Origin of the sequence: Pseudomonas sp. GZD-222 (assembly GCF_049310525.1) — a bacterium.
GTDB lineage: Bacteria > Pseudomonadota > Gammaproteobacteria > Pseudomonadales > Pseudomonadaceae > Aquipseudomonas.
Window position 1 is genome coordinate 1 of record NZ_JBMOWO010000025.1, and the last position, 17,030, is coordinate 17,030.

Here is a 17,030-nt window from a genome sequence, read left to right on the forward strand (position 1 = left end):
TTCCGGGTCTTTGGCGGGACAACTCTCCTCTCGGGGGGGTAGTTCCCCCCCCCCGCGATCAGCTTTGCTCCGGCTGAATCAGCGCCACCACCGTCCACCCAGCCCCCGGCTTGAGCACGCTGTCTGGACCGAACACATGCACCCAGCCACTGCCGTCTCGGGCAAACAGCAGGGTCGCGCGTTCGCCATGCAGTGCCTGATAGTCCTCCCAGCCAAAGGTGTCGGTCAGGTGGGTGCTGTACAGCTCGGCGCCCTGATGTAACTGGTTGGCCAGTTGCACGTAGGTCAGGGCTTGGGTGCCCAGGACGTGTCCGCGATGTTCTTCGCTGGCGCGGTGTTTGTCGCTGCGTCGTGCCTCCAGGCCACTGGCGAGGACGAACAGCCGCGCGTGGCCGAAGTCATGACGAAAGCGCGCGCAGGCCAGGGTGTTCAGCTCACCGGACGGCGAAAGCCCGAGCAGGTGGCCGAGGCCGACCAGGTCCAGGTGGGCGTCGGCATGCTGGGAAGCCGGGTTGCCAAAGTAGGTGGGTAGTCCCTCCATGCGCGCCGCACGGATGTTTTCCCAGCTCGAATCGGTCAGCAGCACCCGGCAGTCCAGTTGCTGCAAGGCCTTGGCGATGGTCCGGGCTGGCGGGTTGGCACCGACAATCAGAAAACCACTGGGGGCCGGCTCGGCGACCTTCAACATACGCGCGAGTGGACGCGCCGTGGCACTTTGCAGCACCACCGTGCCGATGATCACGGCAAAGGTCAGCGGTACCAGAAGCAAGGCGCCTTCATGGCCAGCCTCATGCAGGCGAATGGCGAAGATCGCCGAAACCGCTGCTGCGACAATCCCGCGCGGGGCAATCCAGCTCAGCAAGGCGCGTTCGCGCCAGTTCAATTGCGAGCCCCAGGTCGACAGTGCGACATTCAGCGGCCGTGCGAGCAGCTGAATGATCAACAGCAGCGCCAGCACTGCCGGTCCAAGACCGATCAGCGCATTCAGGTCCAGGCGAGCGGCGAGGAGAATGAACAGCCCGGAAATCAGCAGGACGCTCAGGTTCTCCTTGAAGTGCAGGATCTGCCGGACATCCACGCCTTTCATGTTGGCCAGCCACATGCCCATGATGGTCACCGCCAGCAAGCCGGATTCGTGCATGACCTGGTTGGACGCAATGAAGATGCCCAGCACGGCGGCCAGGGATGCCAGGTTGTGCAGGTATTCGGGTAGCCACTGTTCGCGCATGACCTGGCCGAGGATCCAGCCCCCGGCGACGCCAAAGGCGCTGCCGCAGAGGATCACACCGGCAAAGGTCATCAGGCTGTGGCTCAGGCCGTCGCCTGCGGCGCTGGCGATAATGAAGCTGTACACCACCACCGCCAACAGCGCGCCGATCGGATCGATGACGATGCCTTCCCAACGCAGGATGTTGGCGATGGTCGATTTCGGTCGTACCACGCGCAACATCGGCACGATGACGGTAGGGCCGGTGACCAGGGTCAAGGTGCCGAACAAGGTCGCCAGCATCCAGTCAAAGCCGAGCAACCAGTGGGTGGCCAGGGTGATGATCAGCCAGGTAGACAACGCGCCAAGGGTGACCATGCGCCGGACAACGGTACCGATCTCGCGCCATTGCGACAGGTGCAGGGTCAGGCTGCCTTCGAACAGAATCAGTGCCACCGCCAGCGACACCAGGGGCATCAGCAGCGGGCCGAACATCTCTTGTGGATCAAGCCAGCCGAGAATCGGCCCGGCGACAATGCCGCTGAGCAGCAGAAAGAGGATGGCCGGCAGCTTCAGGCGCCAGGCCAGCCACTGGCAGGCGAGGGCGGCGCCACCAATGCCACCGAAGGTCAGCAATATCTGTTGTTCGCTCATGCCATTTCCCTATGCCGACCGTGTTGTGGAAGACTAGCGGCAATTCCTTGTTTTTGTCTTTTGCCGTTGAGTTGTCATGCCTGCACTAGAGCATCCCCTGATTGACCAGTTCCTCGATGCCTTGTGGCTGGAAAAAGGCCTGGCCGACAATACCCGTGAGTCCTACCGCAGCGATCTGGCACTGTTCAATGGCTGGCTGCAGGAGCATGGCGTGGCCTTGCCCGATGCCGGGCGCGAGCTGATTCTCGATCACCTGGCCTGGCGCCTGGATCAGGGCTACAAACCGCGATCGACTGCACGCTTTCTCTCCGGTGTGCGTGGCTTCTATCGTTATCTGCTGCGGGAAAAGCTGATTGGGGTCGATCCCACCCTGCAAGTCGAGATGCCGCAGTTGGGGCGGCCGCTACCCAAGTCGCTGTCCGAAGAAGATGTGGAGGCGTTGTTGCGGGCGCCGGACCTCAGCGAGCCAATTGGTCAGCGCGATCGGGCCATGCTGGAAGTCCTCTATGCCTGCGGTTTACGCGTCACCGAGCTGGTCAGCCTGACCCTGGACCAGGTCAATCTGCGCCAGGGCGTATTGCGCGTGATGGGTAAAGGCAGCAAGGAACGCCTGGTGCCCATGGGCGAAGAGGCCGTGGTGTGGATCGAGCGCTACGTGCGTGACGGTCGCAACGAGCTGCTCGGCGGACGGCCGAGCGATGTGCTGTTCCCCAGCCTGCGCGGCGAGCAGATGACGCGGCAGACCTTCTGGCATCGCATCAAGCATCAGGCCCAGGTTGCGGGCATCAGCAAGAGCCTGTCGCCGCACACCTTGCGCCACGCCTTCGCCACGCACTTGCTCAACCACGGCGCCGATTTGCGCGTGGTGCAGATGCTGCTGGGCCACAGCGACCTGTCGACCACCCAGATCTACACCCATGTCGCCCGCGCACGCTTGCAGGAGCTGCACGCTCGCCATCACCCACGTGGTTGATCGCAGCGCGCGTGTATCGCCAGGGGGCGGTCTGTGCGGGCGTGATGTGGTAGGCTTGGGCGGTTTGCACCAAGGGCCGTCCGACCGCCGTCATTTCAAGGCAGGTGTTGCTCGACTGGCCCTTTGCCCGCCTTCAGGAGTTCCCATGCGCGTGACCCAGATTATCGCCACCGCCGCCCTGGCGCTGGTCAGCACTTTTGCCGCTGCCACTGACAACGCCGAGCAGGCGATCCGCAAGACCCTGCAATCCCTGGAAATCGGTGTGCCGGTCGAAAGCGTTGCCTCAAGCCCGTTGAACGGTCTGTATGAAGTCAAGCTTGAAGGCGGCCGTGTACTTTACGCCAGCGCCGACGGCCAGTTCGTGGTGCAGGGCTATCTGTTCCAGATCCAGGACGGCAAGCCGGTCAACCTGACGGAAAAAACCGAGCGTCAGGCCATCGCCAAGAGCATCAATGCTATTCCAGCCGCAGAGATGGTGGTTTATCCTGCCAAGGGCGAAACCAAATCGCACATCACTGTGTTTACCGACACAACCTGCCCGTACTGCCACAAGCTGCACGCCGAAGTTCCTGAGCTCAACCGTCGCGGTATCGAAGTGCGCTACGTAGCCTTCCCGCGCCAGGGCCTCGGCTCCCCGGGCGATGAACAACTGCAAGCTGTCTGGTGTTCCAGCGACCGCAAGGCCGCGCTGGACAAGATGATCGACGGCAAAGAAATCAAGGCTGCCAAATGCGCCAACCCGGTCAGCAAGCAATTCCAGCTGGGCCAGTCGATTGGTGTCAACGGTACCCCGGCCATCGTTCTTGAAGACGGTCAGGTAATTCCGGGTTATCAACCGGCACCGCAGGTGGCCAAGCTGGCGTTGGCCGGCGGTAAATAATTCAACAAGCGAGCCGTCACCATGGGGAGACGGCTGATATCACGAACGGCTTCGCGTCGTTCAATGGGGAGTTCACAGTGAAACCGGTCAAAGTAGGCATCTGTGGGTTGGGGACCGTCGGTGGCGGTACCTTCAATGTACTTCAGCGTAACGCCGAGGAAATCGCCCGCCGTGCCGGGCGTGGTATCGAAGTGGCGCAGATTGCCATGCGTTCGCCAAACCCGAATTGCCAGATTACCGGTACCCCCATTACCGCTGATGTATTCGAGGTCGCAACGAACCCGGAAATCGACATTGTCATTGAGCTGATCGGCGGCTACACCCTGGCCCGCGAGCTGGTGCTCAAGGCTATCGAGAATGGCAAGCACGTGGTGACCGCCAACAAGGCGCTGATCGCCGTGCACGGCAACGAGATTTTCGCCAAGGCGCGCGAGAAGGGCGTTATCGTTGCCTTCGAAGCAGCAGTGGCAGGCGGCATTCCGGTGATCAAGGCCATCCGTGAAGGGTTGTCGGCCAACCGCATCAACTGGGTGGCCGGGATCATCAACGGCACCGGCAACTTCATCCTCACCGAAATGCGCGAGAAAGGCCGTGCCTTCCCTGACGTGCTGGCCGAAGCCCAGGCCCTGGGGTATGCCGAAGCCGATCCGACCTTCGACGTCGAAGGTATCGATGCTGCGCACAAGCTGACCATCCTGGCCTCCATTGCCTTTGGTATCCCGCTGCAGTTCGACAAGGCTTACACCGAAGGCATCACGCAGCTGACCACCGCTGACGTGAACTATGCCGAAGCCCTCGGCTACCGCATCAAGCACTTGGGCGTGGCCCGCAGCACCGCCAATGGTATCGAGCTGCGCGTACACCCGACGTTGATTCCGGCCGATCGCCTGATCGCCAACGTCAACGGTGTGATGAACGCGGTCATGGTCAACGGCGATGCCGCGGGCTCCACCCTGTTCTACGGCGCTGGCGCCGGTATGGAACCGACCGCATCCTCGGTCGTTGCCGACCTGGTTGATGTGGTTCGTGCCATGACTTCCGATCCGGAAAACCGTGTGCCGCACCTGGCCTTCCAGCCAGACTCGCTGTCGGCGCACCCGATCCTGCCGATCGAAGCCTGCGAATCTGCCTACTACCTGCGTATCCAGGCGAAGGATCACCCGGGTGTACTGGCCCAGGTTGCCAGCATCCTGTCGGAGCGCGGTATCAACATCGAATCGATCATGCAGAAGGAAGTCGAGGAACAAGACGGCCTGGTGCCAATGATCCTGCTCACCCACAGTGTGCTCGAACAACGCATGAATGATGCCATTACCGCCCTGGAAGCTTTGCAGGATGTGGTTGGCAACGTCGTGCGTATCCGCGTCGAACAACTGAACTGAGCAGTCTTTGCGTTAGAGGATTAGGTCATGCGTTATATCAGTACCCGCGGGCAGGCACCGGCCCTGAATTTTGAAGACGTCCTGCTGGCTGGCCTGGCCAGCGATGGCGGTCTGTACGTACCGGAAAACCTGCCACGTTTCACCCAGGAAGAAATTGCCTCCTGGGCCGGTCTTCCGTACCACGAGCTGGCTTTCCGGGTGATGCGCCCGTTCGTCACCGGCAGCATTGCCGATGCCGACTTCAAAAAGATTCTCGAAGAAACCTACGGCGAGTTCGCTCACGCCGCCGTCGCACCGCTGCGTCAGCTGGGCAGCAATGAATGGGTGCTGGAGCTGTTCCACGGCCCGACCCTGGCGTTCAAGGACTTTGCCCTGCAACTGCTGGGGCGTCTGCTTGACCACGTACTGGCCAAGCGTAACGAGCGCGTCGTGATCATCGGCGCTACCAGTGGTGACACCGGCTCTGCGGCCATCGAAGGCTGCCGTCGTTGCGACAACGTCGATATCTTCATCCTGCACCCGCACCAGCGTGTATCGGAAGTTCAGCGCCGGCAGATGACGACCATCTTCGGCGACAACATCCACAACATCGCCATCGAAGGCAACTTCGACGACTGCCAGGAAATGGTCAAGGCCAGCTTCGCTGATCAGAGCTTCCTCAAAGGCACTCGTCTGGTGGCAGTCAACTCGATCAACTGGGCGCGGATCATGGCCCAGATCGTCTACTACTTCCACGCCGCCCTGCAGTTGGGTGGCCCGGCGCGTTCGGTGGCATTCTCGGTACCGACCGGTAACTTCGGCGATATCTTCGCCGGTTACCTGGCACGCAACATGGGCCTGCCGATCAGCCAGCTGATCGTCGCCACCAACCGCAATGACATCCTGCACCGCTTCATGAGCGGCAACCAGTACGTCAAGGAAACCCTGCACGCGACCCTGTCGCCGTCGATGGACATCATGGTTTCGTCCAACTTCGAGCGTTTGCTGTTCGACCTGCACGGTCGCAACGGTGCTGCCATTGCCGGGTTGATGGAAAACTTCAAGCAGGGTGGTGGTTTCAGCGTCGAGCAGGATCGCTGGACCGAAGCGCGCAAGCTGTTTGATTCGCTGGCCGTCGATGACGCGCAAACCTGCGAAACCATTGCCGAAGTCTTTGCCCAGACCGGCGAAGTGCTCGATCCGCACACCGCCATCGGGGTCAAGGCCGCGCGCGAATGCCGCCGTAGCCTGGACACGCCAATGGTGGTGCTGGGTACTGCACACCCGGTCAAGTTCCCCGAAGCAGTGGAGAAGGCTGGCGTCGGCAAAGCCCTTGAGTTGCCTGCGCACCTGAGCGATCTGTTCGAGCGCGAAGAGCGTTGCACGGTTCTGGCCAATGATCTGAAGGCGGTACAGGCTTTCGTTGGTCAGCATGGCAATCGCGGCAAGCCGCTTTGATCGTACGATAGGCTGACAGAAAAGCCCGTCTCTGACGGGCTTTTCTGTTTCTGCCCTGGCCAGCGTCAGGGCACATCGATGGAGCATCAATGAGCAAAGGACACCGACGATCAGCAGCATTCGTGCTGTCCTGTCTGCTGTGGATCTGCACAGGGACCTGGGCGCTGGCTGCGCAACTGCCCTTTACCCTGGTACCACCGTTCATCGACCTTGAGCCAATGCCGTTGAGCCAGGCGGAACAGCAGTGGCTCGGCCCTTCACGGGTGATACGGGTGGGTATTTCCTTTGCCGATTATGAGCCGGTGGATATCACCATCGACCGAAACCGCTACCTGGGCATCAGTGCCGACTACCTGAGTCTGGTCGCGCGCCGCCTGGGTGTGCGCACGCAGGTACAGGCCTTCGCCAAACGCGAGGAAGCCATCGAGGCGCTGCATCAGGGCAAGATCGATGTGCTTACCAGTGCCAACGGATTTGAGCGCAGCGTGCCAGACCTGGTGTTTACCGAAGACTACATTCCGGACCGCTCCATGGTGGTGGTGCGCGGTGGCGCAGCGGTTCCCCATGAGTCTCTGGCCGGGAAGAAGATTGTACTGCTCGACGGCTATGCCGATATTCAGGTGATGCAGCGGGTCTATCCGCAAAGCTCGGTGATTCTGGCGCCTAACCTTAGCAGTGCGCTGGAGGCGGTGAATCAGGGCGAGGTGGATGCGTTCGTCGGCAATGAAATCATCATCCGTGCCTACAACACCCTGCGTCCTTATCTGGGGCTGCAGGTTGTCGGTCCCAGCGCTCTGCCGCCTATAGGTTTCGCCTTTGCCATGCGTGCCCGGGATCGGCCATTGCAAGCACTGTTCGACCGGGCATTGGCCAGCCTTGATGATTCGGTACGCAGTGAAATTCTCAGGCGCTGGACGTCCGGGCTTGGTTCGGATGTGTCCCATCACCGGGTGGCGCTGAGCGCTCAGGAGCGTGAATGGATTGCCCGCAATCCGACCGTGACCGTAGTCGGCAGCCAGTACCCGCCGTACTTGTTTCGTAATCGCCAAGGTGACTGGGTAGGCCTTAACAGTGATGTCCTGGCCACGGTTGCGCAGCTGACCGGCCTGCAGTTTGTCTATACACCGGCCACCTCTATTGTCCACAGCCTGGAGCTGCTCAAAACTGGCCAGGCGGACATGAGCACTACCCTGAGCGATTCGCCGGAGCGACGGGAGTTCCTCAACTTCACCCATTCCTTTGGCGGGCAGAACTGGGTATTCATTGTTCGCCAGCCACAGTTGGGGCTGGCGTCACTGGAGGAGTTGAACGGGAAGACACTGACACTACCTGCCCAGCATGTACTGGAAAGCAGCATTCGCCAGTCTCATCCTGGCATCCGCCTGTTGTTGGTGGACTCGCTTGAGCAGGCACGAGAAATGGTGCGCAGTGGCGAGGCGGTGGCAACCATCGACAGCGAAGTGGGTGCCTACGGTGTACTGAGCAATGATCCGACACTCAAGGTGGGGCGTAGCGTCGAAGGTATGTGGGCGCCCGATCTGTTCTCTGTGCGAAGCAGTGCACCGGAGCTTGAGACTATTCTGAACAAGGCTCTGGAAGCTTTCCCGGTCGCCGAGTTTCGTGCCCTGAGGATGAGGTGGCTGGGCGCGCAGTCCCCGCCGGCGCCAGCCTGGCAACGGATTGCGCCATGGGTCTATTGGGCTGTGGCTGCGGCTGTGCTGTTTGGCCTGGTTTCGCTGGTCTGGAGCAGTCGCCTGCGCGCCCAGATCAGCCAGCGGGAGAAGGCCGAGGAGGCCCTGAACGACCAGCTGGCATTCAAGCGTGCGTTGCTCGACGGTATTCCCAACCCGATTTATGTTCGAGATCTGCAAGGCCGGCTGATCACCTGTAACAAAAGCTACGAACAGGCGTTTTCGTTGCGTCTGGAGGATGCCAGAGGGCATCGTTTGACCGACATCAGCATCATTCCGCCGGAGTTGGCTGCTCAGTTGCACGCGGACTACCTGAGTTTGCTCCAGGACCCGAAACCGTTGTTCGTCGACCGTCGCATCGAGATCGACGGCCAATGCACCGATGCCTATCAATGGACCGTGCCGTTTTACCGAGCTGACGGGCAATTGCAGGGGTTGCTCGGTGGCTGGATCGACATCACCGAGCGCAAGCAACTGGAAGCCGAGCTGGTGGAAGCACGTCAGCAAGCCGAACAGGCCAATGACGCCAAAAGTGCCTTTCTGGCGACCATGAGCCACGAGATCCGTACGCCCATCGCGGTGATCATCGGTTTGCTGGAGCTTGAGCGGGAGACTGCACTGGCCAAGGGGCAGACACCGTCATCCGGGTTGGAGACCGCACATCGATCCGCCAGTGAGCTGATTGCCTTGATCGGTGACAGCCTGGATCTGGCGCGAATCGAAGCGGGTAGCCTGCAACTGGCGCCACAAGCCACAGCGCTACTGCCGTTTGTCGAAGGTATTGTCAGTCAATTTCGCAACCAGGCCCTGGCGCAAGGGTTGGACCTGCAGTTGCAGGTCGCAGAGGACGCGCAAGGGGCGTACTGGTTCGACCCATTGCGCCTGCGCCAGGTGTTGGTCAACTTGCTGGGCAATGCGCTCAAGTTCACTCACCTGGGCCACGTGAGCGTCCACGTCAGCCGTACCGGGCAGCAGGCGCCATCGGCGGTCGGCTTGCTGTTGAGCGTACGGGACAGCGGAATTGGCATCAGTGCGCAGCAGCAGACAGAATTGTTCACCCCGTTTACCCAGGCCAGTGCGCGTTCAGCCTCAGAGTATGGCGGGTCTGGCCTGGGCCTGAGTATCTGTCGGCAACTGGTGGAACTCATGGGCGGTACTATCAGCCTGCACAGCGTGCCGGGCAAGGGTACCGAGGTACGCGTTGAGCTCACCTTGGAACCCGTTGCCCAGGCGCAGGCAGCCTCTGCGACGGTCACTGCGCTGCGCCAGAGCGGCCCTGCGAGACGTATTCTGGTAGTCGATGACCTGTCCGCCAATCGCCTGGTGCTCAGCCAGCAACTGGAGTTTCTCGGTCATCAGGTGTTGGCGGTGGAAAATGGTCAGGCAGCGTTGGACGCCTGGCAGGCCGAACGCTTCGATCTGGTGCTGACAGACTGCAATATGCCGGTGATGAGCGGCTACGCCCTGGCCCGCGGCATCCGTCGCCTGGAGCGCCTGCACTTGCGACCGGACACCGCGATCATTGGGTGTACCGCCAATGCCCTGAAAGAGGAGCGTGAGCGTTGCCTGGCGGCGGGGATGGACGAATTGCTGGTCAAACCGGTTTCCCTTGACCGTTTGGCGGCAGTGATCGAGGCACACGCGCCACTGCACAGCTTCCGCATGCAGACATTGCAGCAGATGACCCAGGCCAATGACCGGGTCATGCGGCGCATGCTCGAAGAGCTGTACAAGAACCTTGGCGAAGAACAGTCGCTGCTCGCTGAAGCCATATCGGGCCAGGCCCTGGAAGCTGCGCGGGCGTCCTTGCATCGGCTCGAAGGCGTTGCCTGCCTGATTGATGCGTTGCCGTTGGCGCAGGCGTGTGCGGCGTTGACGCGGGCATGCCGCGATCCTGCGACTAATGCGCTACAGACAGCCTGGGTTGCGCTGGACCGGGTGATGCTTCAACTCAAGGTCGATATAGATAAAGAACTACAGGAAATTCCGGGCGAACTTTAGGACTTGTCCGATAGGTTGGTCAGACGTATTTGCCTAGAGTGGCGTCTGTGCTGTCGCACATGACTGCAACTGCGGGGTAAACGCATGCACACTCTCAAGGTTTTGATTCTGGAGGACCACCCTTTTCAGCTCATGGCATTGCATCAAATGCTCAACGCCAATGGGGTGTTTGATGTACTGACGGCTGATTCCGTTGAGGTCGCCTGTCAGACCCTGTCACGACGCGGGCGGGTCGATATCGCCATCTGCGACTTGCAGATGGAGGGCGCTGACGGCCTGGCATTGATCCGCCACCTGGCCGAAAGCGGGTTGGCGAAGGCCTTGGTCATTCTCAGCGGCGCCGAGCCCTGTGTGATCGACAGCGTGGGTGATCTGGCGCGGCAACTGGGTCTGAACGTGCTGGGCTGCGTGCAAAAACCGGCCACCAGTCTCGTCCTGCATCAGTTGCTGCGCAGCTACCTGGAGCAAGATCACACCGAGCAGCAGACTGTCGCGGCGCCGCAGTATCCTGAGTTGCACAACCTGACGGCAGCAGAACTGTTGCAAAGCCAGGAGCAATGGGTAGTGCACTATCAACCCAAGGTTTGTTTCGATGGCAAGTTGGTGGGCGTCGAAGCACTGGTACGCTGGCAGCATCCCACCCTGGGGGTTTTGTCACCTGCGCAGTTCTTTGCGCACATCGAGCGCGCTGGTTTGTTCGACACCTTGAGTTGGCATGTCCTTGAGCAGGCCCTGGTATTCAGCGCCCAGTTCCAATCTCGCACTGGCAAAGCAATGCCCGTTGCAGTGAATATTGACCCGCAATTGCTGGCGCGTCATGACTTCCATGACCAGGTCAAGGCCGCCCTGGAGCGTCACGCTATTCCTGCCAGCGCGTTGACCCTGGAAATTGTCGAAACCGCTGGCGGTACCTTGGACAGCCAGCAACTCGCTGGGCTGTTGCACTTGCGGATTCTCGGTTGCCAATTGTCCATCGACGACTTTGGCATGGGGGTTTCCAACGTGCAGCGTTTGCTGGAGCTGCCGTTCAGTGAGTTGAAACTGCCTAGCGAATTTATCCGCGGCATGGCCCATGATGGCCGTAAAGCTGCAGTGGTGGCGGGGGCGCTGATGATGGCGCGGCGCATGAGCCTTAATGTGGTGGTCGAAGGTGTAGAGACGGCTGACGATCTGCTGGCGCTCAAAGATCTGGGGCAACCGGTGATGCAGGGCTATTTCATTGCCCGGCCAATGCCGGGGGCCGAGCTGCAGCAATGGATCGACTTGCGAGCGGGCGCGAGCCTCAAACAACAGGCCATGGCCTGAGGCCGGCTCAGGACAGCCCGTGTTCCTGCAAGTAGAGATACAGCGCGGCATCATTGGCGACGCCCAGTTTGCGCATGGCACTGACTTTCTGGGTACTGACAGTCTGTTTGCTGCGGCTGAGCAGCGTGGCGATCTGGCTTACCGTATGACCAGCGGCGAGCAGGCGAGTTACCTCCAGTTCCCTGGGTGACAGGGGATCCTTGACAGCTATCTTGTCCTCACGGACCGCACCGTCCTGAAGCAACAGGTGTTGAACTGAAGCTGCCAGGTAGACATTGCCCCGTGACAGGCAATTGATCGCCTGGGGCAGTTCATCCGCCAGGCTGGCCTTGCTCAGCAGGCCGTTTACGCCGAGGCCGAGCATGGCCCTGAACAGCCCGGCATTGTTGAGCATGGTCACTACCAGAATGGGCAATTTCGGTAGTTGCCGGCGAATCTGCTCGAGTAGTTTCAGGCCATCATTCTGCTGCTCGACCGGCATCATGAAGTCAGTCACCAGCACATCGCACTCCAGCGCCTGCAAGTGGCTGAGCAGTTCTTTCGGGCTGCCGGCTTGCGCGATGACTTTCACCCCGGGTATCTGTTCGAGCACAGCCTGTAAGCCGATACGAAAAATTGGATGGTCGTCTGCCAGGACGACACGCAATGGCGGTAAGGGGGAGGTGCTCAACGTGGGCTCCGTTCGACCAGTGTAGGGATTCAGACCGTCTGAAAGTGAACCTTTGTCCTGGCGCGCAATCAGAATGAATAAGGGCAGTTGATCGGTATTTTGCTCCGATACCCTTCAACTGTCGCGAGAAGTCCTGCGGGACTTTTGTTTAACCCCGAGCGGTCTCCCCAACGTTCGGGGTTTCTTTTTGCCTGTTCAAGGCAGATCGCTGAAGAATTGCTGGCTGTCCTCCAGGTAATGCTCGCGTAGCGCCGGATCCAGCCATTGCGCGTACAGGTGGGGCAGGGTATCGCGGCGCAAGGTTTTGAGCAGTTGATTGATATGGCCGACGGCCTCACGACCCAGTGGGGTATCGGCGCAGCCGACGTGGATGAACTGATAGCGTGCCACCCCCTCGATGGGATAGAAGCTGTAATCCTCGATTTTCCAGCCTTGCTGCTGAACCAGGTAACGGACCTCCGGCCAATAGCCGAGCAACAACTGCAAGCGCTCGCGTTGCTGCATCTGCAGCAGGTTGGTCACGGCATCATTGCCAAAGTGGCGACTGAGGGTCGTGGCCGGCAGGACCTTGAGCAAGGCGTCGACTGGCGGGCTATAGCTGCGTTCGGCAACCACGCCCAGTTTCAGTGACGTACTTTCAAGCAATCTGCGCAGGTCGACTTCTTGATTGTTCAGGTAAGGCTTGAGCAGCGGCTGATCCTGTTGGCGCACCACCAGACCACTGCTGAGCACACCCAGGCTCGGTTGTGAAAAGTGGACGAACTTGGCGCGTTCAGGTGTCCAGAGCAGTGTGGGATCGCAGGTGAAGCGGCCTTCCTGGAGCATCTGATTGCCACGTGCGCGGTTGACCCGAATGATGCTGTGGTCGTACTCCGGCATTTTTTCGATCAGCATGGGCAGCAGTTGATCCACGACCCCCTGGCCTTTGCCCGTGCCTTCGAAGATGGTCAGTGGTGGCAGGTCGCGCAGCAGCCAGAACAATCGCTCCTTGGCCCAGGCAGCACCGGGTAGGCTGGTACCCAGCAGGGTACCGAGCAGCAATGCCAGCAGCATGCGGCACCGCGGTCGCCTGCGTTCGCTCATGTACGAGTCTCCACCGTCGGGCCGGTCACCGGATTAGCTGCGCTGTTTCATACCGCGCCCTGTTCACGCAGGCGGGCAATGCTCGGCGCGTCGTAGCCCAACTCACCCAGCAACTGCTCGGTGTGGGCACCCAGTTCCGGGCCGACCCACTCGCTGGAGCCTGGGGTTTCCGACAACTTGGGGACAATCCCTGGCATCTTGAATGGCTTGCCGTCGGGCAGTTTGGCCTGCAGGAACATTTCGCGGGCGAGAAACTGCGGGTCGCTGAACATGTCTTCGGCACTGAAGATCCGGCTGGCCGGGACCTGCGCGTCGTTGAGCAATTGCATGACCTCATCCAGCGGCAGGGTCCGCGCCCAGCGGTCAATGACGCCGTACAGTTCGTCACGGCGCAGGTCGCGGCCATCGTTACTAGCCAGCGTCGGGTCATCGGCAAGGTCCGGGCGGCCTATGGCCTGCATGAAGCGCTTGAAGATGGCATCGCCATTGGCGCCGATCTGCACATGCTTGCCATCGGCACTGGTGTGAATCGACGAGGGGGTGATGCCTGGCATGATGTTGCCCGTGCGTTCGCGGATAAAACCGAACACGTCGAACTCCGGCACCATACTTTCCATCATGGCGAAGATGGCCTCGTACAAGGCGACGTCCACCACCTGGCCATCACCGCCGTTGACCTCGCGATGACGCAGGGCCATCAAGGCGCCGATCACGCCCCAGAGCGCAGCAATGGAGTCGCCGATGGAAATGCCGGTACGCACCGGTGGGCGGTCTTCGAAGCCGGTGATGTAGCGCAGCCCGCCCATCGACTCACCGACTGCGCCAAAACCTGGCTGGTCTTTCATCGGACCGGTCTGGCCGAAGCCAGGCAGACGCACCATGACCAGCTTCGGGTTCAGGGCGTGGAGGGTGTCCCAGCCCAGACCGAGCTTTTCCAGCACGCCGGGACGAAAGTTCTCGATAAGGATATCGGCATCGGCGAGCAGCTTTTTGAGAATCTCGATCCCTTCGGCATGCTTGAGGTTGAGCGTCAGCGACTGCTTGTTACGGGCCTGGACGAACCACCACAGCGAAGTGCCCTCATACAACTTGCGCCACTTGCGCAGGGGGTCGCCGCCATCGGGCGACTCGACCTTGATGACCTGAGCACCGAATTCGGCGCAGATACGCGACGCAAAGGGGCCGGCGATCAAGGTGCCGAGTTCGATGACTTTCAGTCCGGCGAGCGGTTTGCTGGGCGTAGGCATGTGGCGTCCGTGGCGGCGGGTCAGAGCCCCCGTTTTTATCACACGCGAGCGCGCTCAGATACTGTCGCGGGGCAAGGAATCCACGGATCGGTTAGACTGGGCGACTTTTTCTCTGCGCAAGAAACCCGCCATGGCCCAGCCCTCCACGACCTATAAGTTTGAACTGAACCTCACCGACCTCGATCGTGGTGTGTACGAAAGCGTCAAGCAGACCATCGCCCGTCATCCCTCGGAGACTGAGGAACGCATGGCGGTACGCTTGCTGGCTTATGCGCTGTTCTACAACGAGCAACTGGCATTTGGTCGCGGCCTGTCGGACGTCGATGAGCCGGCTTTGTGGGAAAAAAGCCTGGACGACCGTGTGCTGCACTGGATCGAAGTGGGTCAGCCTGATGCCGACCGCCTGACCTGGTGCTCGCGCCGTACCGAGCGCACCAGCCTGCTGGCCTATGGCAGCCTGCGCGTGTGGGAAACCAAGGTCGTTCCGGCGGTCAAGAACCTGAAGAACGTGAACATTGCTGCCGTGCCACAAGAGGTGCTGGAAACCTTGGCCCAGGACATGCCACGGGCGATCAAGTGGGACGTCATGATCAGCGAAGGGACGATCTTCGTCACCGACGACCGCGGTCAGCATGAAGTCCAGCTGCAGTGGCTGCTCGGCGAGCGTGTCTGACAACTGATCTGGATTTCGCGGGGCAAGCCCGCTCCCACCGTGCATACCCCTGTGGGAGCGGGCTTGCCCCGCGATTCGCTGTTCTCCACTCCCCCTAGAGAAGACCTGACCGCCTCATGCGTATCGAACCGCGTTCCTTGCCCGCAACCTTGCCCTTCCTTGGTGACCTGCCGCCGCTGTTGACCCGTCTGTACGCCGCCCGTGGCGTGCAAAGTGCGACGGAACTGGACAAAAGCCTGGCACGCCTGCTGCCCTATCAGCAGCTCAAGGGCATCGATGCAGCGGTGGACCTGTTGGTCGAAGCGCTGGCCCAGCGTCAGCGCATCCTGATCGTTGGCGACTTCGATGCCGATGGCGCGACGGCCAGCACCGTGGGTGTGCTGGGCTTGCGCCTGTTGGGGGCGGCGCACGTCGATTACCTGGTGCCCAATCGCTTCGAATACGGTTACGGACTGACGCCGGAAATCGTCCAGGTTGCCCTGGAGCGCCAGCCTCAGCTGTTGATCACCGTGGATAACGGTATTTCCAGCGTCGAGGGTGTGGCCGCAGCCAAGGCTGCCGGGCTCAAGGTGCTGGTGACCGATCACCACTTGCCAGGCCATGAGTTGCCGGTAGCGGATGCCATCGTCAACCCTAACCAACCGGGCTGCGAATTCCCGAGCAAGGCGCTGGCCGGAGTCGGGGTGATTTTCTACGTGCTGATGGCTTTGCGCGCACGCTTGCGCAGCCTTGGGCATTACGACAATGCGCCACAACCGAATATCGGTGAGCTGCTCGATCTGGTCGCCTTGGGCAGCGTTGCCGACGTCGTGCCTCTGGACGCCAACAACCGCATCCTGGTCCATCAAGGGCTTGAGCGGATCAGAGCGGGGCGGGCACGGCCCGGGCTCAAGGCCATCCTTGAGGTTGCCCGGCGTGATCACACGCGGATCACCTCTACCGACCTGGGATTCATTCTCGGCCCCCGCCTGAACGCCGCCGGTCGCCTGGACGACATGAGCCTGGGCATCGAATGCCTGCTCAGCGACGACCCCAACCTGGCGCGGGAAATGGCCGGGCAACTGGATGAACTGAACCAGGATCGCAAGTCCATCGAGCAGGGCATGCAGCGTGAAGCGCTGGCGCAGCTCAAGGACCTGCCCGTGGAATCGATGCCGTTTGGCCTTTGCCTGTTCGAGCCGGACTGGCACCAGGGGGTGATCGGTATCCTCGCCTCGCGTCTGAAGGAGCGCTACCACCGGCCTACCATCGCCTTTGCCGATGCCGGTGAAGGCATGCTCAAGGGTTCGGCCCGTTCGGTGCCAGGTTTCCATATCCGTGATGCGCTGGACGCCGTGGCGGCAGGCAACCCGCAGCTGATCAGCAAGTTCGGCGGCCATGCCATGGCTGCCGGGCTGTCGTTGCCTGCCGACAACTTCCCGGCCTTTGCCCAGGCATTCGACCAGGAAGTGCGCCGGCAATTGCGCGAAGAGGATCTGACCGGGCGTCTGCTCTCTGATGGCACCTTGGCTGTTGAAGAGTTTCACCTGGAACTGGCGCGAGCCCTGCGCCATGCCGGCCCTTGGGGGCAGCATTTCCCCGAGCCGTTGTTTCACGGGGTGTTCCAGTTGGTCGAACAACGGGTGGTGGGCGAGCGGCATCTGAAAGTCGTGCTCAAAAGCGAGTGTGGCGCGGTCAAGCTCGATGGCATCGCGTTCAGCGTCGACCGTGAAGTCTGGCCCAACCCGACCGTGCGCTGGGTCGAGCTGGCCTACAAGCTCGACGTCAACGAGTTCCGCGGCCAGGAAAGCGTGCAGTTGATGATCGCGCATATGGAGCCGCGCTGAA

The 17,030-nt window shown here is 61.0% G+C and carries 12 protein-coding genes; 8 read left to right on the top strand and 4 right to left on the bottom strand.

Going from position 1 to position 17,030, the window contains the following annotated elements; translation table 11 throughout:
- Nucleotides 1-58: 58 nt before the first annotated feature.
- Nucleotides 59-1,861 carry a cation:proton antiporter gene (locus ACO6VD_RS04830; RefSeq protein WP_422417389.1) on the bottom strand — a complete coding sequence of 601 codons (1,803 nt, stop codon included), beginning with the start codon at nucleotides 1,859-1,861 and terminating at the stop codon, nucleotides 59-61.
- A gap of 76 nt (nucleotides 1,862-1,937) precedes the next feature.
- Here ACO6VD_RS04830 and xerD point away from each other — a divergent pair, with 76 nt between their 5' ends.
- The 6 genes from xerD to ACO6VD_RS04860 all read left to right on the top strand — a co-directional run bounded on the left by xerD (nucleotide 1,938) and on the right by ACO6VD_RS04860 (nucleotide 11,530).
- The gene (gene xerD, locus ACO6VD_RS04835; protein ID WP_422417392.1) at nucleotides 1,938-2,834 is read left to right on the top strand and encodes a site-specific tyrosine recombinase XerD; all 897 of its coding nucleotides are present in this window, start codon (nucleotides 1,938-1,940) and stop codon (nucleotides 2,832-2,834) included.
- Nucleotides 2,835-2,979: 145 nt separating this feature from the next.
- Nucleotides 2,980-3,714 (top strand): bifunctional protein-disulfide isomerase/oxidoreductase DsbC, encoded by a 735-nt coding sequence (gene dsbC, locus ACO6VD_RS04840; protein WP_422417394.1) that lies wholly within the window; start codon nucleotides 2,980-2,982, stop codon nucleotides 3,712-3,714.
- Nucleotides 3,715-3,791: 77 nt separating this feature from the next.
- A complete protein-coding gene (locus tag ACO6VD_RS04845) occupies nucleotides 3,792-5,096 on the top strand; it encodes a homoserine dehydrogenase (protein ID WP_400170547.1) in 1,305 nt (434 codons plus the stop codon).
- A gap of 27 nt (nucleotides 5,097-5,123) precedes the next feature.
- Nucleotides 5,124-6,533 carry a threonine synthase gene (gene thrC, locus ACO6VD_RS04850; RefSeq protein WP_422417396.1) on the top strand — a complete coding sequence of 470 codons (1,410 nt, stop codon included), beginning with the start codon at nucleotides 5,124-5,126 and terminating at the stop codon, nucleotides 6,531-6,533.
- Between the two features lie 89 nt (nucleotides 6,534-6,622).
- Nucleotides 6,623-10,225: an ATP-binding protein gene (locus ACO6VD_RS04855; RefSeq protein WP_422417398.1), complete on the top strand. Its 3,603-nt coding sequence runs from the start codon at nucleotides 6,623-6,625 to the stop codon at nucleotides 10,223-10,225.
- A gap of 147 nt (nucleotides 10,226-10,372) precedes the next feature.
- On the top strand, nucleotides 10,373-11,530 hold the full coding sequence (locus tag ACO6VD_RS04860; protein WP_422417400.1) for an EAL domain-containing response regulator: 1,158 nt from the start codon (nucleotides 10,373-10,375) through the stop codon (nucleotides 11,528-11,530).
- A 7-nt stretch (nucleotides 11,531-11,537) separates the two neighbouring features.
- Here ACO6VD_RS04860 and ACO6VD_RS04865 read toward each other — a convergent pair whose 3' ends face one another.
- From ACO6VD_RS04865 to ACO6VD_RS04875, 3 genes are all read right to left on the bottom strand, one after another.
- The gene (locus ACO6VD_RS04865) at nucleotides 11,538-12,200 is read right to left on the bottom strand and encodes a response regulator (protein ID WP_422417402.1); all 663 of its coding nucleotides are present in this window, start codon (nucleotides 12,198-12,200) and stop codon (nucleotides 11,538-11,540) included.
- A gap of 195 nt (nucleotides 12,201-12,395) precedes the next feature.
- Nucleotides 12,396-13,283 (bottom strand): TIGR02285 family protein, encoded by an 888-nt coding sequence (locus tag ACO6VD_RS04870; RefSeq protein WP_422417404.1) that lies wholly within the window; start codon nucleotides 13,281-13,283, stop codon nucleotides 12,396-12,398.
- Nucleotides 13,284-13,330: 47 nt separating this feature from the next.
- The gene (locus ACO6VD_RS04875; RefSeq protein ID WP_422417406.1) at nucleotides 13,331-14,530 is read right to left on the bottom strand and encodes a CaiB/BaiF CoA transferase family protein; all 1,200 of its coding nucleotides are present in this window, start codon (nucleotides 14,528-14,530) and stop codon (nucleotides 13,331-13,333) included.
- Between the two features lie 130 nt (nucleotides 14,531-14,660).
- Between ACO6VD_RS04875 and ACO6VD_RS04880 the strand changes: the two genes are divergently transcribed.
- Entirely contained in the window at nucleotides 14,661-15,203 is a 543-nt protein-coding gene (locus tag ACO6VD_RS04880; protein ID WP_400170540.1) for a YaeQ family protein, read from the top strand.
- Nucleotides 15,204-15,319: 116 nt separating this feature from the next.
- The gene (gene recJ, locus ACO6VD_RS04885; protein WP_422417408.1) at nucleotides 15,320-17,029 is read left to right on the top strand and encodes a single-stranded-DNA-specific exonuclease RecJ; all 1,710 of its coding nucleotides are present in this window, start codon (nucleotides 15,320-15,322) and stop codon (nucleotides 17,027-17,029) included.
- Nucleotide 17,030: the final 1 nt, after the last annotated feature.

What these genes read in the sequence shown, in the direction of transcription:
- ACO6VD_RS04875 (WP_422417406.1), bottom strand. Translation starts at nt 14,530, where the DNA reads ATGCCTACGCCCAGCAAACCGCTCGCCGGACTGAAAGTCATCGAACTC.
- recJ (WP_422417408.1), top strand. Translation starts at nt 15,320, where the DNA reads ATGCGTATCGAACCGCGTTCCTTGCCCGCAACCTTGCCCTTCCTTGGT.
- thrC (WP_422417396.1), top strand. Translation starts at nt 5,124, where the DNA reads ATGCGTTATATCAGTACCCGCGGGCAGGCACCGGCCCTGAATTTTGAA.
- ACO6VD_RS04870 (WP_422417404.1), bottom strand. Translation starts at nt 13,283, where the DNA reads ATGAGCGAACGCAGGCGACCGCGGTGCCGCATGCTGCTGGCATTGCTG.
- ACO6VD_RS04880 (WP_400170540.1), top strand. Translation starts at nt 14,661, where the DNA reads ATGGCCCAGCCCTCCACGACCTATAAGTTTGAACTGAACCTCACCGAC.
- ACO6VD_RS04855 (WP_422417398.1), top strand. Translation starts at nt 6,623, where the DNA reads ATGAGCAAAGGACACCGACGATCAGCAGCATTCGTGCTGTCCTGTCTG.
- dsbC (WP_422417394.1), top strand. Translation starts at nt 2,980, where the DNA reads ATGCGCGTGACCCAGATTATCGCCACCGCCGCCCTGGCGCTGGTCAGC.
- xerD (WP_422417392.1), top strand. Translation starts at nt 1,938, where the DNA reads ATGCCTGCACTAGAGCATCCCCTGATTGACCAGTTCCTCGATGCCTTG.
- ACO6VD_RS04860 (WP_422417400.1), top strand. Translation starts at nt 10,373, where the DNA reads ATGCTCAACGCCAATGGGGTGTTTGATGTACTGACGGCTGATTCCGTT.
- ACO6VD_RS04830 (WP_422417389.1), bottom strand. Translation starts at nt 1,861, where the DNA reads ATGAGCGAACAACAGATATTGCTGACCTTCGGTGGCATTGGTGGCGCC.